At 59.4% G+C, this 23,675-nt stretch carries 19 protein-coding genes; 18 read left to right on the forward strand and 1 reads right to left on the reverse strand.

The window, feature by feature from the left end; genetic code table 11:
* Nucleotides 1–135 precede the first annotated feature (135 nt).
* The 16 genes from glnE (at nucleotide 136) to ABTV22_RS02260 (ending at nucleotide 19,334) form a co-directional block, all read left to right on the forward strand.
* Nucleotides 136–3,075 carry a bifunctional [glutamate--ammonia ligase]-adenylyl-L-tyrosine phosphorylase/[glutamate--ammonia-ligase] adenylyltransferase gene (gene glnE / locus ABTV22_RS02185; protein WP_433738355.1) on the forward strand — a complete coding sequence of 980 codons (2,940 nt, stop codon included), beginning with the start codon at nucleotides 136–138 and terminating at the stop codon, nucleotides 3,073–3,075.
* Between the two features lie 305 nt (nucleotides 3,076–3,380).
* Nucleotides 3,381–4,415, forward strand: a complete 1,035-nt coding sequence (gene waaF / locus ABTV22_RS02190; RefSeq protein WP_433738356.1) for a lipopolysaccharide heptosyltransferase II — start codon at nucleotides 3,381–3,383, stop codon at nucleotides 4,413–4,415.
* A gap of 1 nt (nucleotide 4,416) precedes the next feature.
* The gene (gene waaC, locus ABTV22_RS02195; RefSeq protein ID WP_433738357.1) at nucleotides 4,417–5,478 is read left to right on the forward strand and encodes a lipopolysaccharide heptosyltransferase I; all 1,062 of its coding nucleotides are present in this window, start codon (nucleotides 4,417–4,419) and stop codon (nucleotides 5,476–5,478) included.
* The gene (locus ABTV22_RS02200; protein ID WP_433738358.1) at nucleotides 5,478–6,599 is read left to right on the forward strand and encodes a glycosyltransferase family 4 protein; all 1,122 of its coding nucleotides are present in this window, start codon (nucleotides 5,478–5,480) and stop codon (nucleotides 6,597–6,599) included. Before waaC ends, ABTV22_RS02200 begins: the two co-directional genes overlap by 1 nt.
* Nucleotides 6,600–7,406, forward strand: coding sequence for a lipopolysaccharide core heptose(I) kinase RfaP (gene rfaP, locus ABTV22_RS02205; RefSeq protein ID WP_433738359.1), 807 nt, complete (start codon nucleotides 6,600–6,602; stop codon nucleotides 7,404–7,406).
* Entirely contained in the window at nucleotides 7,406–8,140 is a 735-nt protein-coding gene (locus ABTV22_RS02210; protein ID WP_433738360.1) for a lipopolysaccharide kinase InaA family protein, read from the forward strand. The genes rfaP and ABTV22_RS02210 overlap by 1 nt, the downstream gene beginning before the upstream one ends.
* The gene (locus ABTV22_RS02215; RefSeq protein ID WP_433738361.1) at nucleotides 8,137–8,889 is read left to right on the forward strand and encodes a lipopolysaccharide kinase InaA family protein; all 753 of its coding nucleotides are present in this window, start codon (nucleotides 8,137–8,139) and stop codon (nucleotides 8,887–8,889) included. Before ABTV22_RS02210 ends, ABTV22_RS02215 begins: the two co-directional genes overlap by 4 nt.
* Entirely contained in the window at nucleotides 8,889–10,340 is a 1,452-nt protein-coding gene (locus tag ABTV22_RS02220; protein ID WP_433738362.1) for a lipopolysaccharide kinase InaA family protein, read from the forward strand. Before ABTV22_RS02215 ends, ABTV22_RS02220 begins: the two co-directional genes overlap by 1 nt.
* A 371-nt stretch (nucleotides 10,341–10,711) precedes the next feature.
* Nucleotides 10,712–11,047: a YceK/YidQ family lipoprotein gene (locus ABTV22_RS02225; RefSeq protein WP_433741272.1), complete on the forward strand. Its 336-nt coding sequence runs from the start codon at nucleotides 10,712–10,714 to the stop codon at nucleotides 11,045–11,047.
* Between the two features lie 164 nt (nucleotides 11,048–11,211).
* Nucleotides 11,212–12,969, forward strand: coding sequence for a carbamoyltransferase family protein (locus tag ABTV22_RS02230; protein ID WP_433738363.1), 1,758 nt, complete (start codon nucleotides 11,212–11,214; stop codon nucleotides 12,967–12,969).
* Entirely contained in the window at nucleotides 12,953–14,083 is a 1,131-nt protein-coding gene (locus ABTV22_RS02235) for a glycosyltransferase (RefSeq protein ID WP_433738364.1), read from the forward strand. The genes ABTV22_RS02230 and ABTV22_RS02235 overlap by 17 nt, the downstream gene beginning before the upstream one ends.
* Nucleotides 14,083–14,979, forward strand: a complete 897-nt coding sequence (locus ABTV22_RS02240; protein ID WP_433738365.1) for an antimicrobial resistance protein Mig-14 — start codon at nucleotides 14,083–14,085, stop codon at nucleotides 14,977–14,979. Before ABTV22_RS02235 ends, ABTV22_RS02240 begins: the two co-directional genes overlap by 1 nt.
* A gap of 8 nt (nucleotides 14,980–14,987) precedes the next feature.
* Nucleotides 14,988–16,418, forward strand: coding sequence for a PIG-L deacetylase family protein (locus tag ABTV22_RS02245; protein ID WP_433738366.1), 1,431 nt, complete (start codon nucleotides 14,988–14,990; stop codon nucleotides 16,416–16,418).
* Nucleotides 16,415–17,371, forward strand: a complete 957-nt coding sequence (locus tag ABTV22_RS02250; RefSeq protein WP_433738367.1) for a glycosyltransferase family protein — start codon at nucleotides 16,415–16,417, stop codon at nucleotides 17,369–17,371. Before ABTV22_RS02245 ends, ABTV22_RS02250 begins: the two co-directional genes overlap by 4 nt.
* A 39-nt stretch (nucleotides 17,372–17,410) precedes the next feature.
* On the forward strand, nucleotides 17,411–18,178 hold the full coding sequence (locus ABTV22_RS02255) for a glycosyltransferase family 2 protein (protein ID WP_433738368.1): 768 nt from the start codon (nucleotides 17,411–17,413) through the stop codon (nucleotides 18,176–18,178).
* Between the two features lie 4 nt (nucleotides 18,179–18,182).
* On the forward strand, nucleotides 18,183–19,334 hold the full coding sequence (locus ABTV22_RS02260; RefSeq protein ID WP_433738369.1) for an O-antigen ligase family protein: 1,152 nt from the start codon (nucleotides 18,183–18,185) through the stop codon (nucleotides 19,332–19,334).
* Between the two features lie 42 nt (nucleotides 19,335–19,376).
* Here ABTV22_RS02260 and ABTV22_RS02265 read toward each other — a convergent pair whose 3' ends face one another.
* On the reverse strand, nucleotides 19,377–20,018 hold the full coding sequence (locus ABTV22_RS02265; RefSeq protein ID WP_433738370.1) for a toluene tolerance protein: 642 nt from the start codon (nucleotides 20,016–20,018) through the stop codon (nucleotides 19,377–19,379).
* A gap of 116 nt (nucleotides 20,019–20,134) precedes the next feature.
* On the opposite strand from ABTV22_RS02265, the gene msbA reads away from it, so the two are divergent.
* Complete coding sequence (gene msbA / locus ABTV22_RS02270; protein WP_433738371.1) at nucleotides 20,135–21,934, forward strand: lipid A export permease/ATP-binding protein MsbA; 1,800 nt, start codon at nucleotides 20,135–20,137, stop codon at nucleotides 21,932–21,934.
* Nucleotides 21,935–22,159: 225 nt separating this feature from the next.
* A complete protein-coding gene (gene hldE / locus ABTV22_RS02275; protein WP_433738372.1) occupies nucleotides 22,160–23,584 on the forward strand; it encodes a bifunctional D-glycero-beta-D-manno-heptose-7-phosphate kinase/D-glycero-beta-D-manno-heptose 1-phosphate adenylyltransferase HldE in 1,425 nt (474 codons plus the stop codon).
* Nucleotides 23,585–23,675 lie beyond the last annotated feature (91 nt).

Consider the following 23,675-nt stretch of genomic DNA (forward strand, 5'->3'; position numbering starts at 1 on the left):
AGGTGAAAGTTTGATGTTGGCTGCCAAAAATGAAGAGATTTCAGCTATTTCTAACTTTTGTTCGACAGTCCTCCAGGTAGTGCATTCCCGCAAATCACTACATTCGGCCCAATGCACGCCGATCAAGGATAGACCATGAGCCTTCCTTCGCTTGCTGAACTGCCCGCCATACTGCTGCCGTTTGTCACCCGCGCCGAGCAGTCGTTCCGTGCCGCCGTAGCTGCCCTGGACGACGATCACGGCTTGTCCGCCTGGACCCCTGAGCGCTGGGCGCAGTTTGCCCGGGTGACGGCCGCCAGCGACTTCGTCACCGAACAAAGCGTGCGCGATCCCGTGATGTTGCTGGAGCTGGTGCGATCCGGCGAGCTGGACCGCGCTTTTGCTCCCGGCGAGTTGTGCGCGCAGATTGCTGCGGTTGCGATCGCTGCCGAAACCGATGATGTACTGGGTCGTGTCTTGCGTCGTCAGCGTGCCCGCCATCAAGTGCGCATTGTCTGGCGTGACCTCACCCGTCAGGCCGACCTGATCCAGACCTGTCGCGACCTGTCGGACATGGCCGATGCCAGCATCGATCAGGCCTATCAATGGTTGTACGCACGGCATTGCCAGCAGTTCGGCGTGCCCACGGGGCACCGCAGCGGTGAGCCCCAGCAAATGGTCGTGCTCGGCATGGGCAAGCTGGGTGCGGTGGAACTCAACCTGTCGTCGGACATCGACCTGATTTTCGCCTACCCCGAGGGCGGCGAAACCGTCGGTGCAAAACGTCCGCTGGATAACCAGGAGTTTTTCGTCCGTCTTGGGCAGCGCCTGATCAAGGCCCTGGACCCGATGACCGTCGACGGATTTGTATTCCGCGTCGACATGCGCCTGCGGCCCTATGGTTCTTCGGGTTCGCTGGTCCTGAGTTTCAACGCGCTGGAACAGTATTACCAAGACCAAGGGCGCGACTGGGAGCGCTACGCGATGATCAAGTCGCGGGTGGTGGCCGGCGATCAAGTGGCGGGCGCGCAACTGCAAGATATGTTGCGGCCGTTCGTTTATCGACGCTATCTGGACTTTTCCGCCATCGAAGCGCTGCGCACCATGAAGCAGCTGATCCAGCAGGAGGTGCGGCGCAAGGGTATGGCCGACAACATCAAGCTCGGTTCCGGCGGTATTCGTGAAGTGGAATTTATCGCCCAGGCCTTCCAGCTGATTCATGGCGGTCGTGACCTGAGCTTGCAACAGCGTCCGCTGCTGAAAGTATTGAGCACGCTCGAAGGACAGGGTTATTTACCGCCGGCGGTGGTCAGCGAGCTGCGCGAAGGCTACGAATTCCTGCGTTACACCGAGCATGCGATCCAGGCAATTGCCGACCGCCAGACCCAGATGCTGCCGGACGGCGAGCAAGATCAGGCGCGCATTGCCTTTATGTTGGGCTTCGCCGATTGGTCGTCTTTTCATGCTCAGCTGATGCACTGGCGCGGTCGTGTGGCCTGGCACTTCGCGCAAGTGATCGCCGATCCCGACGAGGAGCAAGGTGCCGAAAGCGAAGTAGTGGTCGGCGGTGAATGGCTGCCGCTATGGGAGGACGCCCAGGATGAAGAGGCGGCCTGTCGGCAGTTGCAGGAGGGTGGTTTCACCGATGGCCCCAAGGCGTTGAAAGCACTGGCCAGTTTGCGCGGTAGCCCGCAATTGCGGGCCATGCAGCGTCTGGGGCGCGAGCGTCTTGATGCCTTTATTCCGCGTTTGCTCGCCCAGGCGGTAGAGCACGCCAACCCGGATTTGGTGCTGGAGCGGGTGCTGCCATTTGTGGAGGCCGTGGCCCGTCGTTCTGCGTATCTGGTGTTGCTGACTGAAAACCCCGGAGCGCTGCGGCGCTTGCTGACTTTGTGCGCGGCAAGCCCGTGGATCGCTGAACAAATCACCCGTTTCCCGTTGCTGCTCGATGAGCTGCTCAACGAGGGCCGGCTGTTCAAGCCGCCCTTGGCGCCGGAACTGGCTGCCGAGTTGCGCGAGCGCCTGACGCGGATTCCCGAGGACGACCTCGAGCAACAAATGGAAGCCTTGCGCCACTTCAAACTGGCGCACCGCTTGCGGGTGGCCGCTTCTGAAATCGCGGGCCACCTGCCGTTGATGAAAGTCAGTGATTACCTGACCTGGCTGGCCGAGGCGATTCTGGAACAAGTGCTGGCGCTGGCCTGGCGCCAGACCGTGGCCAAGTACGGCACACCGCTGCGCACCGACGGCACCTTGTGCGATCCCGGCTTCATCATTGTCGGTTATGGGAAAGTCGGTGGCCTGGAACTGGGGCATGGTTCGGATCTGGATCTGGTGTTCATCCACGATGGCGATCCACAGGCGGAAACCGATGGGTCTAAACCTATCGATGGCGCGCAATTTTTCACCCGGCTCGGGCAGCGGATCATTCATTTGCTGACGGCCCAGACCAACTCCGGTCAGCTGTATGAAGTGGACATGCGCTTGCGGCCGTCCGGTGCGTCGGGGTTGCTGGTTAGTTCTCTGGGGGCGTTTGCCCGCTATCAGGAGAACGAAGCCTGGACCTGGGAGCATCAGGCGCTGGTCAGGGCTCGAGTGTTGGTGGGTAGCGAGGATGTCGGCCATGCATTCGAGCAAGTTCGCGCGGCGATTCTGGGCAAGGCGCGGGATTTGCCGACCTTGCGCCAGGAAGTCAGCGAGATGCGAGCCAAGATGCGCGATAACCTCGGTAGCAAGAGCACGGTAGCCGGCACAGGGGCAAATGCCTTCGAGGCCACGGCGCCCTTCGATCTCAAGCAGGACGCCGGTGGTATCGTCGATATTGAATTTATGGTGCAATACGCGGCCCTGGCGTGGTCCGAATCGCATCCGCCATTGCTGCGCTGGACTGACAACATCCGCATTCTGGAAGAGCTGGAGCACGAAGGGTTGATGCCCGTCGAAGATGCCAGCCTGTTGCGTGAAGTCTATAAGGCTTATCGCTCCGCCGCCCATCGGCAGGCCTTGCAGAAGGATCCCGGAGTGGTGCCGGGCGACCAGTTCGCGGACGAGCGGCGACAGGTCATGCGGATTTGGCGTGAGCTGGGGCTAAGCTGAACCGGATATTGAAACAGTAGATCTTCTTGTGGGAGCGGGCTTGCCCGCGATGGCGGAGTGTCAGTCACTATCATTGTTGGATGTGACGGCCTCATCGCGAGCAAGCCCGCTCCCACAATTAATCTGTGTTGTTGAGCAGATTGATGTACACCAATACCCAATGTGGGGGCGAGCTTGCTCGCGATAGCGGAGTGACAGTCGACAGAAATGTTGAAGGTAATGACCCCATCGCAAGCGTGCATGCTCCTGCAGAGATTATCGAGGCGGGGAGGCGTATGCCTCCCCGGTTCGTTTATGGAAGCCACATGAATATTCTGATCGTTGGGCCCAGTTGGGTCGGTGACATGGTGATGGCGCAGACACTGTTTCAGTGCCTCAAACAGCGCCACCCGCAATGCGAAATCGACGTGCTGGCTCCCGAGTGGAGCCGGCCGATTCTTGAGCGCATGCCCGAAGTACGCCAGGCCTTGAGCTTCCCGCTCGGCCACGGCGTGCTGGAACTGGCGACGCGTCGGCGCATCGGCAAATCCCTGACCGGCCAATACGACCAGGCCATTCTGTTGCCCAATTCCCTGAAATCGGCGCTGGTGCCGTTTTTTGCCGGTATTCCCAAGCGCACCGGCTGGCGTGGCGAGTTCCGCTATGGCCTGCTCAACGATGTGCGCACGCTGGACAAAGAACGTTATCCATTGATGATCGAACGTTTCATGGCCCTGGCCTACGAGCCTGGCGTTGAACTGCCCAAGCCGTATCCGCGTCCGAGTCTGCAGATCGATCCGGTGACCCGTGAGGCGGCGCTGGCCAAGTTCGGCCTGGCCCTCGACCGTCCGGTGCTGGCGCTGTGCCCCGGCGCCGAGTTCGGCGAGTCCAAGCGCTGGCCGTCCGAGCACTACGCCAAGGTCGCCGAAGCGAAAATTCGCGAAGGTTGGCAAGTCTGGTTATTCGGTTCGAAGAACGATCATGCCGTGGGCGAAGACATCCGTTCGCGGCTGATTCCCGGCTTGCGTGAGGAGTCGGTGAACCTCAGTGGCGGTACCTCTTTGGCGGAGGCAATCGATTTGCTGTCATGCGCCGACTCGGTGGTGTCCAACGACTCTGGCCTGATGCATGTCGCCGCCGCGTTGAACCGTCCGCTGGTAGCGGTGTATGGCTCGACGTCGCCGGGTTTCACGCCGCCGCTGGCCGAACATGTCGAGATCGTGCGCCTGGGCATTGAATGCAGCCCGTGCTTCGACCGCACATGTCGTTTCGGTCATTACAACTGCTTGCGCCAGCTGATGCCGCAAGCGGTGAACGAAGCCTTGCAACGTTTGCAGGGCACTGTGGTCGAGGTCAAATAGTTTGCGGGTACTGCTGATCAAGACTTCATCGCTGGGCGACGTGATTCACGCGTTGCCGGCGCTGACCGATGCGGCACGGGCGATTCCCGGCATCACCTTTGACTGGGTGGTGGAAGAAGGCTTTGCCGAAATCCCCACCTGGCACCCAGCCGTGGGCAAGGTGATTCCGGTGGCGATCCGTCGCTGGCGCAAGAACATCTGGCAAACCATCAAAAGTGGCGAGTGGAAGCGTTTCAAGCAAAGCCTGCGCGCCACGAAATACGATCTGGTTATCGATGCCCAGGGCTTGTTGAAAAGCGCCTTGCTGACCCGTTATGTCAAAGCCCCGGTCGCCGGGCTCGACAAGGATTCGGCCCGGGAGCCGATTGCCGCACGTTTCTATTCCCGACGCCTGGCCGTAGCCCGTGGGCAACATGCGGTGGAGCGGGTGCGCCAGCTGTTCGCCGTGGCCCTGGGTTATGACTTGCCCAAGGGCCTGGGCGACTATGGCCTGAGCGTCGAGCGCCTGGTGGAGCTACCGCGAAAGAATCCTTACGTGTTGTTCCTGCACGGCACCACCTGGGATACCAAACACTGGCCTGAAGCCTACTGGCGCGAGCTGGCCGAGCGGGTCGGTTATCTGGGTGTCGGGGTGAAATTGCCCTGGGGCAACGCGATCGAGAAGGCCCGCGCCGAACGCATCGCCAAGGACATGAAGCACGTCGAGGTGTTGCCGAAACTGAACTTGGCCGGTGTCGGCAAAGTACTGGCCGGCGCCCAGGCTTGCGTGGCGGTGGACACCGGCCTCGGCCACTTGGCCGCCGCGCTGGACGTGCCGACGCTCTCGCTGTTCGGTCCGACCAACCCCGGCCTGACCGGTGCCTACGGCAAGTCGCAGATTCACCTGGCCAGCGATTTCCCTTGCGCGCCGTGCCTGCAAAAGAAGTGTACTTATCAACCGACGGCTGAAGATGCCCGTCAGTTTGACCTCAAGCGCGAGTGGCCATTGTGCTTCACGCGCCTGAATCCCGAGCGTGTCGCGACCCGACTGAGCACGTTGTTACTGGCTGAGGAGCTGCGCTGATGCAATTGGCATTCGTTTTGTACAAATACTTTCCGTTTGGTGGCTTGCAGCGTGACTTCATGCGCATTGCCCTGGAATGCCAAAAACGCGGCCACCAGATTCGCGTCTACACGCTGATCTGGGAGGGCGAGGTGCCACCGGGTTTTGAAGTGCTAGTGGCTCCGGTCAAGGCGTTCTTCAACCATCGGCGCAACGAAAAGCTCAGTGAATGGATGGAGGCGGACCTGGCCAAGCGGCCTGTCGACCGCTTGATCGGCTTCAACAAGATGCCCGGTCTGGACGTGTATTACGCGGCCGACGGTTGCTTCGAGGACAAGGCGCAGAACCTGCGCAACTCGCTGTACCGGCGCTGGGGGCGCTACCGCCATTTCGCCGAATACGAGCGCGCGGTGTTCGCCAAGGACGCCAAGACCGAAGTGCTGATGATTTCCGAAGTGCAGCAGCCGCTGTTCATCAAGCATTACGACACGCCTCTCGAACGCTTCCATTTGCTGCCGCCGGGTATTGCTCAAGACCGCCGCCGGCCGGCGGATGCGGACGAAATACGCGCCGGGTTCCGCGCCGAATTCAACCTCAAGGACGATGAGCTTTTGCTGGTGCAAATCGGCTCTGGGTTCAAGACCAAGGGTGTCGATCGCAGCCTCAAGGCGCTGGCGGCATTGCCCGCCGATCTGAAGAAACGCACCCGGCTGTTTGTAATTGGCCAGGACGACCCCAAATTATTTCAGATGCAGAGCGCCACATTGGGTCTTGGCGACAACGTGACGTTTCTCAAGGGGCGCAGCGACATCCCGCGTTTCCTGTTGGGCGCCGATCTGTTGATCCACCCGGCCTACAACGAAAATACCGGTACGGTGCTGCTTGAAGCCCTGGTGGCCGGGTTGCCGGTGCTGGTGAGTGCGGTCTGTGGTTATGCCCATTACATTGCCGAGGCCGATGCCGGCCTGGTTCTGGACGAGCCTTTCGATCAGGCACAACTGACGCAGTACCTGACCGGCATGTTGAACGACGCTCAGGCACGGGCGGCCTGGAGCCGCAACGGTCTGGCCTTCGCCGAGACGGCCGACCTCTACAGCATGCCGCAGCACGCGGCCGATGTGATTCTGGCGGAGCACGCTTAAATGAAGTTGATGCTGGCTGAACCGTTCAAGAGCCTCTGGGCCGGACGCGACCCGTTCGCCGAGGTTGAGGGGCTCAAGGGTGAGGTGTACCGCGAGCTTGAAGCCCGCCGTACCCTGCGCACTGAAGTGAACGGCAACGGGTTTTTCGTGAAGATCCACCGTGGCATCGGTTGGGGCGAGATCTTCAAGAACCTGTTGACCGCCAAATTGCCGGTCCTCGGCGCGGGCCAGGAATGGACGGCTATCCAGCGCCTGCAAGAAGTCGGCGTGCCGACCATGACGGCTGTTGCGTATGGTGAAAGGGGCAGTAATCCTGCGGATCAGCACTCGTTCATCGTCACCGAAGAGCTGGCACCGACCGTCAGCCTCGAAGACTTCAGCATCAACTGGGTCAAGCAACCGCCGCAGCCCAAGCTCAAACGTGCACTGATCGCCGAAGTGGCGCGCATGACCGGCATGATGCATCGCGCCGGGGTCAACCACCGTGACTGCTATATCTGCCACTTCCTGCTGCATACCGACAAGCCGGTGACCGCCGACGACTTCAAACTCTCGGTGATCGACCTGCACCGCGCCCAGACTCGCCCGGCGATCACTCAACGCTGGCGCAACAAGGATCTGGCAGCGCTGTATTTCTCAGCCCTGGACATCGGCCTGACGCGCCGGGACAAACTGCGCTTCCTCAAAGGTTACTTTCAACAGCCGCTGCGGCAGATTCTCAGCGAAGAGGCCGCACTGTTGAGCTGGCTCGAGGGCAAAGCCAATAAACTCTACGACCGCAAACAGCGATATGGGGACGCGCTCTGATGCCGGGTTGGACACTGGAACCGGCTTACAGCGATCTGGCCGAGGACTTCGGCAGTCTTGACGCTGTGTTTGCGCTTCAGGGCGAGCGCCTGACCCGCGACTTGCTGTCGGAGGTCATTCGCGTCCAGCGCAATGGCGTCAACTATTACGTCAAACGCTACGTGGGCGCCGGAAAAGGTTTGCGTCGGTATATCGGCAAGCCACGGGTGAAAATGGAATGGCAAAACCTCAAGCGTTTCGCCAAGTGGGGTATCCCTACCGCCGAAGTGGTGGCGTGGGGTCTGGAGCGTCGCGGGGCGGCCTACGCTCGCGGGGCGATGATCACCCGTGAATTGCCGCATACCGTAGACTTGTCGGCCCTGGCCGAGCGGCGCGACCCAAAGCTGGCGGACCGCGCTTGGGTCGACACGGTCAGTCGTCAGTTGGCCAACCACACCCGGACCCTGCACGAGCATCGCTTTACCCATAACGATTTGAAGTGGCGCAATTTGCTGGTCGACGATCAGGCCAAGTTGTTCCTTATCGACTGCCCTAACGGTGATTTCTGGAGCGGATTCTGGCTCAAGTACCGCATCACCAAGGACCTGGCGTGTCTGGACAAGGTTGCCAAGTATCAATTGTCGGCCACCCAGCGCCTGCGCTTTTACCTGCAATACCGCCAAAGTACCCACCTGACGGCCGCTGATAAAAAGCGGATCCGGCATGTGGTGAGATTTTTCGAGGGACGTGAATGACTGATTTTCTGGCCGCTGAAGACCGTGCGCTGCTCGAGCGCCACGGCCTCGGCTCGTTCGACGCGCTATGGGCCCGGCAACTCGATGCCGTGGACGAGCCCAACACCCTTCCCGGGGGTTGGAGCAGCGTGTTTCGACTGGACCTGGAAGGTCGTGGCTACTACCTCAAGCGTCAAAGCAATTACCAGATGCGTACCCTGCGCGCACCCTTTGGCGAGCCGAGTTTTGCCCGGGAATTTCGCAACATCAGCCGCTATGAAGCGCTTGGCATCCCGGCGCTGGATGCGGTGTTTTTCGGTGAGCGCAAGGTCGACGGTGAAGTTCGGGCGATCTTGCTGACCCGTGCCCTGGACGGCTGGGATGATCTGGATTCGCTGCTGCAGCGCTGGTCGGATCTGAGCGAAGCACAGCACACCGCCATTTTGCAGGCCTGCGGAACACTGGCGCAGCGCCTGCACGGCAAGCGCCAGGTGCATGGCTGCTTTTATCCAAAGCACATTTTTCTGTGCGTCACCGCCGACGGCTATGAGGCCCAACTGATCGACCTGGAAAAGACCCGGCCTTTGCTGCTCGGTCAGCGCGACCGGGTCAAGGATCTCGAGCCGCTGCTGCGTCGTGCACCTGAATGGAGCGAAGCGCAACTGCGCATTTTTTTGGCCGCCTATCTGGATCAGCCGCAGGACAGTTCGTTGATCGATAGCTGGCTCAATCGCTTGACCTCGCGGCGCAGCTACAAGGAGGAGCGCTGATGCGGTTGTCTGAACTGAAAAATCTTGGCCGCAGTCCGGTGCTTCCTTTGAGCCTTTCGTTGGCCGATGCCGCGGGACCGGCCGATTTGCAGTTGCTCAGCCTGCTGCGGGTGCTGCCTGGGCAGCGTTATGTCGGTGCGGGCGTCTGGCGAGGCCGCCCGGTATTGGCCAAGCTGCTGGTCGGTAGCAAGGCGGCACGGCATTTTCAACGGGAGCTGGATGGCGTGCGCTTGCTCGCAGCGCAAGGCTTGACCACGCCGCAACTGTTGGTGGAAGGGCTCAAGGAGGGCGAAGGCGGTTGGCTGCTGTTCGAGTTTCTGGATGGTGCAACTAGCCTGGGCGATGCCTGGCAGCAAGTCGAGCCCTTGCCGGTGCTGGCCGATGAACAATCGGCGGTGCTGGCAGAGGCGCTAGGCGCAATCGGGCAGATGCATCGTAAAGGCTTGTGGCAGGAAGACCTGCACCTGGACAACCTGCTGCGCCAGGGCAATCGACTGTACCTGATCGATGGCGCCGGGATATGCACCGAAACACCAGGCCAGCCACTGTCGCGGCAGAAAGTCCTGGAAAACCTTGGGGTGTTTTTTGCCCAGTTGCCCAAGACACTGGAACCGTTCATTGAAGAGTTGCTGGTGTACTACCTGTTGAGCAACGGCGAGCATGCGTTGCCCATGGAAGCGCTGCAAAAGCAGATCGACAAGGTGCGTGACTGGCGGCTCAAAGACTTTCTAATCAAGGCCGGTCGCGAATGCACGTTGTTCAGCGTCCAGCGCGGCGCGTTCGGTTTACGGGCCATTCGCCGCGAGGAAGAAGCGGCGATGCTGCCGGTATTGGCGCAGGCCGATGCCTTGCTCGATCAGGGTCATTTGTACAAGACCGGTGGTGCGGCCAGTGTTGGCAAGGTCTTGGTGGACGGTCGTACGTTGGTGATCAAACGTTACAACATCAAGGGTTTTGCCCACTGGCTCAAGCGCTTCTGGCGTCCGAGCCGGGCTTGGCATTCCTGGCGTGAGGGCAACCGTCTGGCGTTCCTCGGGATTGCCACGCCCAAGCCATTGGCATTGTTGGAAAAGCGCTTTCTCTGGTTGCGCAGTCGGGCTTATCTGATCACCGAACATTTGTCGGGCCCGGACATCATCGAACGCTTTGCACCGTATGTAGACAGCGGTGATGCACCCGAAAGCGAATTGCTGGCGCTCGACCACCTGTTCGCAGAGCTGATTCGTGAGCGAATCAGCCATGGTGATTTCAAGGGGCACAATCTGTTTTGGCAGGACGATCGCTGGGCGTTGATCGATCTGGATTCGATGTGTCAGCACGGCTCGCTTGGCAGCTTTGCCCCGGCTTATGCTCGGGATCGGGCGCGGTTCATGCGTAATTGGCCTGAGAGTAGTGCGCTGTATCAGATCATTGACCAGCGGTTGCCCAAAGACGTCTCCAGCGCTGCCTGAATCGGACCTTCGGTCCTATCGCTGGCAAGCCAGCTCCCACAGTAATGGGTGGTGCTCACGGATGTTGCGGGCACACACTAAACCTGTGGGAGCGGGCTTGCCCGCGAAGGGATCGGCACATTCAACATCCATGACAACTGATCCACCACCATCGCTGGCAAGCCAGCTCCCACAGTAAAGGGTGGTGCTCACGGATGTTGCGGACACACACTAATCCTGTGGGAGCGGGCTTGCCCGCGAAGGGCCCAGAGCATTAGTCCGAGATCAGTGGGCAGGTGCTTGTGAACCGTCCTACAAGATATTGGGAAGCCATGAACTGTGGCTTGAATGACTGCGATGCTAGTTTGCCTGACGTTCTTGGAGGGCAGACTTTGACAATAAAATCAGTAGTCGCATCAGGTGCTATCTCACTCGCTTTGACAGGATGCGGGACTGTCTCAACAGTGTTTCAGGATGAGTCCACCGCAGCTCAGGGGCTTCGAAAGCAAAAAACCTATTGTCAGTCCATTCCCCGGGTCTACAGTGGCCTGGCTTACGATTTTTGTGTGTTGAACGCACCGCCCGACCCCACAGGAATCCTTGTACCGCTTGTTTTGCTGGACCTGGCGTTGTCCGGCGCACTGGACACGGTGGTTTTACCGTATACGGTTTACCGGCAAGGTGCGGATGGCAATCTCCCTATTTACTGGCGGCCCGCTGGTGGATAAACAGGTTTGCGCCACCGTCACGCAAGCTTGCCACTTGTGGCTAGAGGCTTGAAGCTGCTTTTAAGCTATAATCCCGCCCTTTAGCTGCCTCGCGCTCCTTGCGAAGGCACATCATTTTTGAGGCGCCACGGCGCCTGAATGCAGACTAAAGAGGCTAGACCCCTGTGGCATTGACGATTCTTGGCCTGTCCGGCGCCCTTAGCCATGATCCTTCCGCAGCCCTGTACATCGACGGCAAGCTGGTCGCGGCGGCCGAAGAAGAGCGCTTCGTTCGCGATAAACATGCAAAGAACCGCATGCCCTACGAATCGGCGAAGTTCTGCCTGGAACAGGCCGGTATCAAACCTTCCGACGTTGACGTGGTAGCGATTCCGTTCGCGCCGATCAGCTTGTTCGGCAAGGCCCGCTGGCAGTACGCCAAGCGTTACTGGTACGCCCCGGATCGTGCCCTCGATGCAATCCTGATGGGCAACCGTCGCTACAAGCGCTATCGCAATAAAATCGTCTGGTGCCTGGAGCAACTGGGTTTTGATCCGAAGAAGATCAAGATCGAACCGGTCGAGCACCACCTGGCCCACGCCTCCAGCGCCTATCACTGCTCCGGTTTCAAGGAGAAAACCGCGATCCTGGGCATCGACGGTAAGGGTGAGTACGCCACGACCTTCTTCGGTTATGGCGAAAACGGCAAGATCCACAAGATCAAGGAATTCTTCGATCCGGACTCCCTCGGCGGCCTGTACGGCGCGATCACCGAGTTCCTCGGCTTCGATATGCTCGACGGTGAGTTCAAGGTCATGGGCATGGCGCCGTATGGCGACGCCAGCAAATACGATTTCTCGCGCCTGGCTTCGTTCGAAAATGGCGAGCTGGTGATCAACACCGATTACGCCAACGTCATCGGCTTGCGTCGCTACAAAGAGAAGGGCAAGGGTTACTACTTCTCGCCGAAGCTGATCGAGTGGCTGGGTCCAAAGCGCGAAGGCGACATCGCCGACGAGCCTTACATTCACTACGCTGCCAGCATTCAAGCGCTGTTCGAAAAAATTGCGCTGCAGATGATCGACTACTACCTGGGCGACGTGCTCAAGGAAACCGGCAAACTGGCTTACGCCGGTGGCTGTGCGTTGAACGTCAAGCTCAACCAGAAAATCATCGCCCGCGACGACGTCAAGGAGCTGTTCGTGCAGCCTGCCTCCGGTGACGCCGGTACTGCGGTCGGCGCGGCAGCCTATGTGTCCCACGCCCGTGGCGTTCCGGTCGAAAAGATGGAGCACGTCTACCTCGGCCCGTCGTACAGCAACGAAGACGTGATCGCGGCCTGTGCCCGTCATGAGAACAAGCCAACCTGGCGCAAGCTCGACAACATGCCGGAGCAGATCGCCAAAATCATGGTCGATGGCAATCCGGTGGCCTGGTTCCAGGGGCGCATGGAGTTTGGTCCACGCGCGCTGGGCGGTCGTTCGATCATCGGTTGCCCGAGCGTGGCCGGCGTGGCCGATCGTATCAACCACCAGATCAAGTTCCGCGAGCGCTGGAGGCCTTTCTGCCCATCGATGCTCGACACCGTCGCGCCACAGATGATCAAGATCGACCACCCGGCGCCGTTCATGACGTTCACCTTTGAAGTGGCTGAAGAGTGGAAAACCCGCGTGCCGGAAGTCGTCCACGAAGACGGCACTTCCCGGGCCCAGGTGCTCAAGCGCGAATACAACCCGCGCTACTACGACATGATGAAGGCGCTGGAAGTACTGACCGGTAACGGCGTGTCGCTGAACACCTCGCTCAACCGTCGTGGCGAACCGATGATCTGCTCGCCGACGGATGCCTTGAACATGTTCTTCGGTTCGGATCTACAGTATCTGATCATGGAAGACATCCTGGTGGTCAAAGAGGGCGCAAACGCCTATGACACGCTCGGCTGAACGCCATGTACTGCAGTTCTGCCACGGTTATGACGGGCCGTTTCTGGACTGTGCCCGGCAGTACGCCAGCCTGTTTGCGGGGACTGGCTATCGTGTGACCACGGTGTTTCTTACCGGGGTCGCCGACGCCGAAGTCGCTGCCGGTTGCGCCTCCGATGAAGTGTTGTTCATGGAATACAGCTCCAAGGCCATTCGCGGCCTGAAGCTGGGCGCCATCGGCGATCTGCGCAAGATCGCCGCTTCGCGCAATTTCAGTTTCTGCATCGCTCACCGCTTCAAGCCGATCTACATCGCCCTGCTCGGCACCTCATTGCCGGTGATTGGTGTACATCACGCGTTTGACGATTACAAACGTGGCTCGCGCAAGCTGTTCGCGCACATTTTCCGCAAGCGCCTGAGCCTGCTCGGGGTGTCCGATGCGGTGCGCGATGACATGCGCCGTTGCCTGCCAAAATGGTCGGCTTCGCGGATTCAGACCCTCTATAACCGCATCGACGTGCAAACACTGCAAGACAGCCAGGTATCGGCTCGCGAGGCTCGGGATATTCTCGGCTTGGCGGCGGATGCCTGGGTTGTCGGCAACGTCGGGCGCCTGCATCCGGACAAGGACCAGGCCACACTGTTGGATGGGTTTGCTGCGGCGTTGCCGGGTTTGCCGGCCAACAGTCAGCTGGTGATACTCGGCAGCGGTCGTCTGGAGGAGGATCTCAAGGCCCAGGCCCGTGAGTTGGGGATTGGCGGGCGTGTGCTGTTCCTTGGTCAAGTGCCAGAGGCGCGGCGTTACTTCCGTGCCTTCGACGTGTTTGCCCTGAGTTCCGATCACGAGCCGTTCGGCATGGTGCTGCTTGAAGCCATGGCCGCTGGCGTACCATTGCTCGCCACGGCGTGTGGCGGGGCGAAGGAAGTGGTGGAAGGCGTGGGCATCCTGTTCCCGTTGGGCGATGCCGAACACCTGGCTCAAGGGCTGCAACACTTGGCCGCGATGGACGCGCAGCAACGTCACCAATGTGCCGAGCTAATGCTCGACCGCTTGCGTGAGCGATTCTCTGACCACGCGGTGCGTGATGCTTTCTGGCATTTGCCACACGTTATCGAACTGGCACCGAGGGGCTGATGCTCAACCGATTTCAAGGCTGGCGCGAACGTGGCTGGTCGGTAGCGGATGCCTCGACCTATGCTGAGGCCTGGCAGCGTTTTGGCGGCAGCGTCGCGACCCATCCGATAGTGGTCGAACGCCTGGCGCAGTTGGCCGATATTCCGGTGCGTTACCTGGCCTGGCAGCAAAACGGCGAAGTCAAGGCTGCGATCCCGACCTGGGGCCGCGACCTCGCTTTGTCCAAGGACGTGCTCAAGCGCAGGGGCAAAAAGGGTCTGTTCGACCTCGGCAACGCCGAGATCATCTTGCCGGCTGCCGACGATGCCCAGGCGCCGCTGCGTCATCGTGGTCGGTATTTGTCGGCGCTGAACGAAAACCGTTTCACCGGCATCAAGCTGCAGGCCGAACAGTTGGCCATGGCCCGCACACCTGAAGAGTTGTCGAAGAAATTTCGCTACAACCAGCGTCGCGAATTGCGGCTGCTGGAAGAGGCGGGTGGCGTGGTGCGACCGGTGTCCGAATTCTCCAGCGCTGAGCTGGCAGCAATCTATTGCGACCTGTTTCAGCGTCGCTGGGGTTTCCCGGCCACAGGTGCCGAGCGCATGGCCGAAGTCATCGAGCTGTTGCGCGAGTTGCTGATCGGTTCGGTGATTTTCCTTAATGATGCGCCGATTGCGATTCAACTGGTGTATCGCGTCGAGACGCCGCAGTGGATCAGCGTCGAATACATCAATGGCGGTGTCGACCCTGAAACCCGCGAGTTCAGCCCTGGCAGCGTATTGAGTTTCCTCAATACCCAAAGCGCCTGGGAACACGCCCGGGCGCTGGATAAACCCTTGCGGTTTTCCTTCGGTCGCGCCGATCGGGAATACAAGGATCGCTGGTGCAACCCTGTGCCGGTCTACACCGTATGAGCCAGCCCATGAGCCGCAAACAGCAACTGCTTAAGCGTCATCGACGCAACAAACGCATCGGTCTGTTGATTGCCCTGGGGGTGTTGGTTGTTTGCGGTGTGCTGGTGACCTGGTGGTTGCCGGTGCTGTTGGCGATTCTTGGCTGGATTGCCCATGAAGCCTGGTTTGCCGACCACCTGTTCTATTCGCCCAAAGACGATTACCAGTACAACTTCCCGCCTTACACGCCGCAACCCAAGGTTCACCTGAACGGCGATCATTTACGGCTGGACGAGGGTGTGATGCTCGTCGACGACGCGACGCTGGTGTTGGCGCTACGGGTCAAAAGTACATGGTTGGGGCGTTTCTTCGATCCGGTGGTCGAGTTGTCCGGGGGCGATAACCCGGACCGGCAAACCTTCGAGCGTGGCGTGAGCGGCCTGCGTTATCTCAATCTCAGTGGCCAGGCACAGGTGCTGTCGCGTGGGGAGCTACGGTTGCGAGGGCGTTTTTGTCGGCTGCTGGGCGAACCTGTGCTTTGGGCTTTCGAACACACGGACTACAGCCGTCAGCGGGTGATGGTGATTGCGCCGCACGCCGATGATGCGGAATTGGCGGCATTTGGGTTGTACAGCCGCGCCAGTCAGAGCTGGATCGTGACCCTGACCGCCGGTGAAATCGAAGCCGAGCACTATCAGCAGATGGGGCTTGCAGGTGTCCAGGCATCGCGGTTGAAAGGCTCGCTTCGTGCCTGGGACAGTGTCAGCGTGCCGTTGTGGGGTGGCGTGCCTCAGGAGCGATGCATCCAGTTGGGTTATTTCTGTTTGCAATTGCCTGCGATGCAAGGCGCACCAGACGAAGCCGTAGCGTCTCGCGAGGCCCAGCTAGGCGATACTCGATATTTCCGCAGGTTCAATCCATTTACCCTGGGCAGTGATGTCGACGGCGTGCCGTCCTGGAGCAATCTGCTGGCCGATCTGCGTGAACTGATCGAGCGCATCCAGCCCCAGGTCATCGTTTTGCCACACCCGCGTTTCGATCCGCATCCGGACCATCTATGCTCCCAGCAGGCGGTGATGCAGGCATTGAGCGGCACCACCTGGCAGCCCGAAACCCTTTTGCATTACGCCAATCACTTGCACGACAACGATCGCTGGCCAATGGGCGATGCGGGCACCGGGGTGGCGCTGCCGCCGCAGCTCGATGCAGTTGAGCCACTGCGGCCATGGGCACCTTGTCTGTCATCTGAACAGCAGTGGCACAAGGCGATGTCATTGGGCATGATGCACGACCTTCAGCCTCGGCTTCCTTTCAAGCGCCTGCTTCGCCGAGGCATACAACGCTGCCTGGCCACCCGACGCTGGCCGGCTTTTGGTGAAAACGAGTTCTTCCGTAAAGCAGTGCGACGCCACGAGCTGTTCTGGGTCCAAGAGTTGACTGGCAAGAGAGAGACCAATTGAAAGTTCTGTTTCTGGTGCAGAAAGAGCAGCGAGCGATCCTTGACCGACTGTATGACGGAATCGCCGAACAGTGCGACTGCGACAAGCGGGAGCTGACCAGTGCCGAGCAGGACGACTTGCGAGGGTATTTCCGCAAGCATGTCGATGTGACCCGTTACGACCGGATCGTGTTCTTCCTGCGTTTCAAAAAAGAAATCAGACAGGTGCGGTTCATACAAACGGTGCCCAATCTGGTTATTCTGGAACACGATGCCTATCAGAATTACATCCCGTGCAAATACACCGGAAAATTCAGTGCTCATTACCGCAAGCTGCCGTGGGCGCGGGTGATCAGCTCGGGTTTCATGGTCAGTCAGCGTTTGCGCGACGAGGGTTTTGATGCCCATTTCGTGCCCAAGGGCTACGACCAGGCGTTGTTGCAGAACCGTCAGCGTGAGCGCGATATTGAACTGGGTTTTGTCGGGAGCCTTAACAGCGTTGCTTATGCCGGGCGCAAGGCGATGCTTGAGTCCGTGGGCGAGGTCGAAAACCTGCTGGTCACGCGTACCACCTCGGGCGAGGAATACTGCGAAACACTGAGTCGGATACGTTATTTCGTCAGTGCAGACGTCGGCATGGGCGAGTACATGATCAAAAACTTTGAAGCCATGGCCTGTGGTTGCGTGCTGTTTGCCTACGACCAGGGAGAGGAAGAGAATCGCGCCCTCGGTTTTGTCGACATGCACAACATTGTGCTTTATCGAACGCGCGATGAACTCCGGGAAAAACTGACCGTGTTACGTGAGTCCCCTCAGATGACCGAGGCCATTTCATTGGCCGGGCAAACACTGGTAGAACAGCGGTACAGCTTCCGGGCACTGGGGCATGCGATTGTCGACGCGATGCGCGCGCCATTGCGCGAGCGGGCTGCGCTGAACTGGAAAGAAAAATTACGCTTGTCGCTGGGGCTGTGAGACCAGGCGATTCAATAATCTAGGGTGCGGTGTAAACACATGCTGTTCAGCGAGACTAGCGATATTTCGGTTGTTATCACCAGTTGCGGTCGCTTTGATTTGTTGAAGCGAACCCTCGAAACATTTGACCGGTTCAACACGGCCCCCATCCGTAAAGTGTTCATTACCGAGGACTCCGGTGACAGTGCTGTAGAGGCTTGTATCCCGGAGCACTGGCGGGCACATACCCAGTTTTTCATCAATAATCCGCGTCTGGGCCAGTTGAAGTCCATCGATGCTGCCTATGCTCAGGTGCAGACATCGTGGATTTTTCACTGCGAAGACGACTGGGACTTTTATCGTGAAGGGTTCATCGAGGAGTCCCAGTGCTTGCTGGAAGAAGATCCGCAGGCGCTTCAGGTGTGGCTGCGTAGCTTCAATCACGACCTGATGGTTCACAGTCCTTATGTGTTCCTGAGCGAGCGCAAGATGAGCCATGGCATTCCTTTTTATGTGCTGGGCTCGCACAAGGCTGACTGGCAGGGGTTTTCCTTCAATCCTGGGCTGCGGCGCCGTGCGGACTATTTGGCCCACGCACCTTATTCCGCATTCTCCGGGGAAAAAGATTTGTCGCGCGTATACGCCGCGCAAAATCGCTATGCGTTAATTCTGGAAAATGATGCGGTTCTACACACGGGCTTCGGTGAGCATGTGGTGGTTCCGCAGGAGCGCATTAACAAAGTGCGACGTAAACGCCTCGATCGACTCAAACTGATCGCGGCCTTGGTTTTTGGTCTGGTAGCAGGTTGGGTGCTCCATGGGATTTAAAGGCATGAAACCCGGGAAAATTACGGTAGCGTCGTATTTTGGAACAGTACTCTGTCTGTTCCTGCTGAGCTTTGTGGTGGGTTGGTCCTCGAAATGGACTAACAATATATTCTACGGTCTGATGGTGGTGCCAGGTCTGGTGTTCCTTATCAAGGAGCGCGGTGCGGGCTTGCTCAGGCAGCCGTTGGCCCTGGGCTGGCTGGTGTTCATCCTGTGGTTTCTGGTGCCAGCAACCATTGCCGGGCAGTTGCAGTTCTTCAAGCATGTCTTCTACGTGATGATGTTTGTCATGGTGATAGGCGCTTTCTGCGATCCGAAATTTTTCCGCAGTCCAGGGTTTGTCCGTGCGCAGTTCTGGATCCTGGCGTTGTATATATTCGTTTGCGCCCTTCACAGCTGGGTCACCAATGAATATGTAATCGGCGACCGGATGGCGCTGTTGCCGGCGCGCTTGCAGAATGTCATCTACGCCAGTATCTGGCTGTTCTGCGCGCTGGCGCTGGCGTTGCCCTCGTGGTTCAGGGAGCGTCGCTGGATCGAAGGCGCCGTGGCCATTCTCTGGTCAATTTTCGCCGCAACCTTTGTTCTGCAGACGCGTACAGCGTTGGTTGGGGTCGCGTTTCTGTTGAGCGTGTGGCTGCTCTATGGTCTCTACCACAGGCCGCGGCTGGTTGGCACTGCGGTGGCGATCAGCGCGGCAGTGATCGGCTTGCTGTACCTGGTTGTGCATAACGAAGCCTGGTACCAGTCACTCTGGGCTCGGGGTGACTCTTATCGCATCCAAATCTTTCACATCATGGTCGGTGAGTGGCAGCATTGTGGCTGGCTGCTGGGTTGTGGCATCAGTTTCCACACCAGTCAGGTGCTGGACGGCTGGATGCCGATTCAGCATCCGCACAACATCTATGTGGCGCTGGGGCTGTACAGCGGCGCGGTGGCGCTGGTGCTGTTCATTGGCTTGATGGCGGCCACACTCTGGCAATCCTGGCGTCTGCGTGACGCCTGGGGCATGTATCTGGCTTGTGCACTGGTCATGCTGAACTTCGACGGCAGCCTGCTGATCGGTAACCCAGACGAGTTGTGGCCTCTGGTGCTGTTGCCGGGGGCCATGATTCTCGGGAGAGTGCTGAAGGCGCAGCGCACCGCGCTGGCATGACACCGGACCTTCGCCTCCTCCCCGGAGGCGAAGGTCGCCAGATTATTTTTGCAGGACCCGGTTCAGTTCTTCCGGGGAGCAGGTGGTCTGGGTCTGGCCATAATGCTGCATGAAGACTTTGCCTTGCGCGTCGAGCAGCCATTGGCGATCTTGCGGGTAACGCACCATGTGCTTGAAATTGCGCAGCCGCAGTGTCTTGCGTAGCGGGCGGCAGTACACCCGCAAATCGGCAATGTCGATCAAACCCAGCTGATGTTCAGGTGTGAGCACGATGTTGCCCAGATGTGCGGAGCGAAAGTAGATCCCGCGCTCATGCAAGGTGGCGATGAAAACCCCAAGCTGACCACGCAGCGGATCGGCATCTTCCTGAGCATTCAGCAGCTGGCGCAAGGTCTGCCCCGGCAGTGGATCGTAGTGCACGGCATCACGCTCAATACTCGGGATGCGGTAGACCTGGCGGATCGACGGGCAGGGAATCTGCCGTTCACGCAGCGCAACGCAATTGTCGGCAAACCGCTTGGCATAGGGGTACCACACTGCCGATGTCAGCAGGCGCTTGCGACGGAACAGCTTGAGGATTGATCCATCTGTCAGGCGCAAAACCTTGTCTCCCGAACCATCCGCTTCCAGGACTTGTGCTCCCTCGCGCAAGGCGAGGTATCGGGTGTGATCAAGCGCTTGCATCGATACTCCGGGGGTGGACGCCATGAGGCATGGATAGCCGGCCATGTTACCGCAGCTAAGCGACTAAAATGGCCTGTGTTACACTCGCGGGCTCTTTTCTCATACAACGGGTTCTCATGACTAGCCCTGATTCGCCTGCGCCGTCGAGCTTGAAGATTTATCTGCGCCTGCTGTCGTATGTGCGCCCGTACTGGAGCATGTTTGCGCTCAGTATTGTCGGCTTCGTGATTTTTGCCTCGACGCAGCCAATGCTGGCCGGCATTCTCAAATACTTCGTCGATGGCTTGAGCAACCCAGAAGCGGTGCTCTTCCCCACTGTTCCCTATCTGAAAGACTTGCAGCTGCTGATGGCCGTGCCCTTGCTGATCATTCTGATCGCTGCGTGGCAGGGCCTCGGCTCGTTTCTTGGCAACTACTACCTGGCAAAGGTTTCGCTGGGGCTGGTCCATGACCTGCGCGTCGAGCTGTTCAACAAGTTGCTGGTATTGCCGAACCGCTACTTCGATACGCACAATTCCGGCCACCTGATTTCGCGCATCACCTTTAACGTGACCATGGTGACCGGTGCCGCCACGGACGCCATTAAAGTCGTGATCCGTGAAGGCCTGACGGTCGTGTTCCTGTTTGCCTATCTGTTGTGGATGAACTGGAAGTTGACCCTGGTGATGCTGGCGATCCTGCCGCTCATTGCGCTGATGGTAAGCAGCACCAGCAAGAAATTCCGCAAGCAGAGCAAGAAGATCCAAGTGGCCATGGGCGATGTGACCCATGTGGCCTCCGAGACCATCCAGGGCTATCGCGTGGTGCGTAGCTTCGGCGGTGAAAGCTATGAAGAGCGCCGCTTTGCCGCCGCCAGCCAGGGCAACACCGACAAGCAGTTGCGCATGACCAAGACCGGTGCGGTCTATACACCGATGCTGCAGTTGGTGATCTATACCGCCATGGCGGTGTTGATGTTCCTGGTACTGTTTCTGCGCGGCGACGCCACTGCTGGTGATCTGGTGGCTTACATTACTGCTGCAGGCCTGCTGCCCAAGCCGATCCGGCAACTGTCGGAAGTCAGTTCGACCATTCAGAAAGGCGTTGCCGGGGCCGAAAGCATTTTCGAACAACTGGATGTTGAACCTGAAGTCGATAACGGCACCGTCGAACGTGAGCGCATCAACGGTCACCTGGAAGTGCGCAATCTCAGCTTCACTTACCCTGGAACCGAGCGTGAAGTGCTGAAAAACATCAGCTTCACGGCGGCGCCAGGGCAAATGATCGCCCTGGTCGGCCGCTCCGGCAGCGGCAAGTCGACTCTGGCCAGCCTGATTCCGCGTTTCTATCATCACGACATCGGCGAAATCCTGCTCGATAACGTCGAAATCGAAGACTACCGCCTGCGCAACCTGCGTCGGCATGTGGCGCAAGTCACCCAGCATGTGACCCTGTTCAACGACACCATTGCCAATAATATCGCCTACGGCGACCTGGCTGGTGCTCCTCGCGCCGACATCGAAAAAGCCGCCACCGACGCCTACGCGATGGACTTTATCTCGCAAATGCCCGAAGGTCTGGATACCCAGGTCGGGGAGAATGGCGTGCTGCTGTCCGGCGGGCAGCGCCAGCGCCTGGCGATTGCCCGGGCGCTGTTGAAGAATGCGCCGCTGCTGATTCTCGACGAAGCGACGTCGGCACTTGATACCGAATCCGAGCGTCACATTCAGGCGGCGCTGGATCAGGTCATGAAGGGTCGTACGACGCTGGTTATTGCTCACCGCTTGTCGACCATCGAAAAGGCCGACCTGATCCTGGTGATGGACCAGGGCCAGATCGTCGAGCGAGGCACTCACGCTCAACTGTTGGCGCAAAACGGCTACTACTCGCGCCTGCACGCGATGGGGCTGGATGCTCCGGCTGAAGACATTGCCTGATACGCGGCAGGAGGTCGGGCCTGGCCCAATCTCCCTGTAGGAGCTGCCGCAGGCTGCGATCCTTTGCTTTAAAAATCAAAAGATCGCAGCCTCGTTCCACTCGACAGCGCCTACGCGGTTCTTTCGGGAATCTTCGTTATTTCATCCCGTTGCAGGCGTCGCACTAGCCTTTGCCAACCCTGTGTTAATATCGCGCCCCTGTTCATTTTGTATGTGGGTTGCTCCATGAAGTTGTCCATGCCGCGATTCGATCAAGCCCCTGTCTTGGTGGTCGGCGATGTCATGCTCGACCGTTACTGGCATGGTGGTACCTCACGGATTTCCCCTGAGGCACCTGTACCGGTCGTCAAGGTCGATCACATCGAGGACCGCCCGGGCGGTGCCGCCAACGTTGCGTTGAACATTGCTGCCCTTGGCGCACCGGCCTCGCTGGTCGGTGTCACCGGCGACGATGAAGCCGCCGATAGCCTGGCCAACAGCCTTAAGGGCGCCGGTGTGCGGGCGCTGTTCCAGCGCGTTGCGCACCAGCCGACCATCGTCAAGCTGCGGGTCATGAGCCGTCACCAGCAATTGCTGCGTATCGACTTCGAAGAACCGTTCGCCACTGACGCCATGGCGTTGGCGGTCCAGGTCGACGAATTGCTCGAAGGCATCAAGGTGCTGGTGCTGTCCGACTACGGCAAGGGCGCGCTGAAAAATCACCAGGTGCTCATCCAGGCCGCCCGTGCCCGTGGTATTCCGGTACTGGCCGATCCCAAGGGCAAGGACTTTTCGATCTACCGCGGTGCGAGCCTGATCACGCCGAACCTCAGCGAGTTCGAAACCATCGTCGGCGGTTGTGCCGACGAACACGAGCTGGTGAGCAAGGGCGCGCAGCTGATGCACGATCTTGAGCTCGGCGCCTTGCTGGTGACCCGTGGCGAGCACGGTATGACGCTGTTGCGCCCGGATCATCCGGCGCTGCATTTGCCGGCCCGTGCCCGTGAAGTGTTCGACGTGACCGGTGCCGGTGACACGGTGATATCCACCCTGGCGGCCGCGATTGCCGCAGGCGAAGAGTTGCCTCACGCGGTGGGCCTGGCCAATTTGGCGGCAGGCATCGTGGTCGGCAAACTCGGTACGGCGGCCATCAGTGCGCCGGAATTGCGTCGTGCCATTCAGCGCGAAGAGGGTTCGGAGCGTGGGGTGCTGGGCCTCGAGCAACTGCTGCTGGCCGTCGATGATGCCCGTGCGCACAACGAGAAGATCGTTTTCACCAACGGCTGCTTCGACATCCTGCATGCCGGCCACGTGACGTACCTGGAGCAGGCGCGGGCGCAGGGTAATCGGTTGATCGTTGCCGTAAATGACGATGCGTCGGTCAGCCGCCTGAAAGGGCCGGGCCGGCCGATCAATAGTGTCGATCGGCGCATGGCCGTGCTGGCAGGTCTGGGGGCGGTGGATTGGGTGATTAGCTTCCCCGAGGGCACGCCGGAAAACCTGCTGCGCGAGGTCAAGCCTGACGTGCTGGTCAAGGGCGGGGATTATGGGATCGATCAGGTGGTCGGCGCGGACATCGTGACCGCTTACGGCGGGACGGTAAAAGTGCTGGGCCTGGTGGAAAACAGTTCGACGACTGCGATCGTCGAGAAAATCCGCAAGACTGAGTGAACCCTTGTAGGAGCGAGCATGCTCGCGATGAACTCAACCGCACCGCATTCATTCAGGTAAAGCGCGGTGCTAATGATGTCCTTCGCGAGCG

Source organism: Pseudomonas putida (genome assembly GCF_050990305.1).
Classification (GTDB): Bacteria; Pseudomonadota; Gammaproteobacteria; order Pseudomonadales; family Pseudomonadaceae; genus Aquipseudomonas; species Aquipseudomonas putida_AH.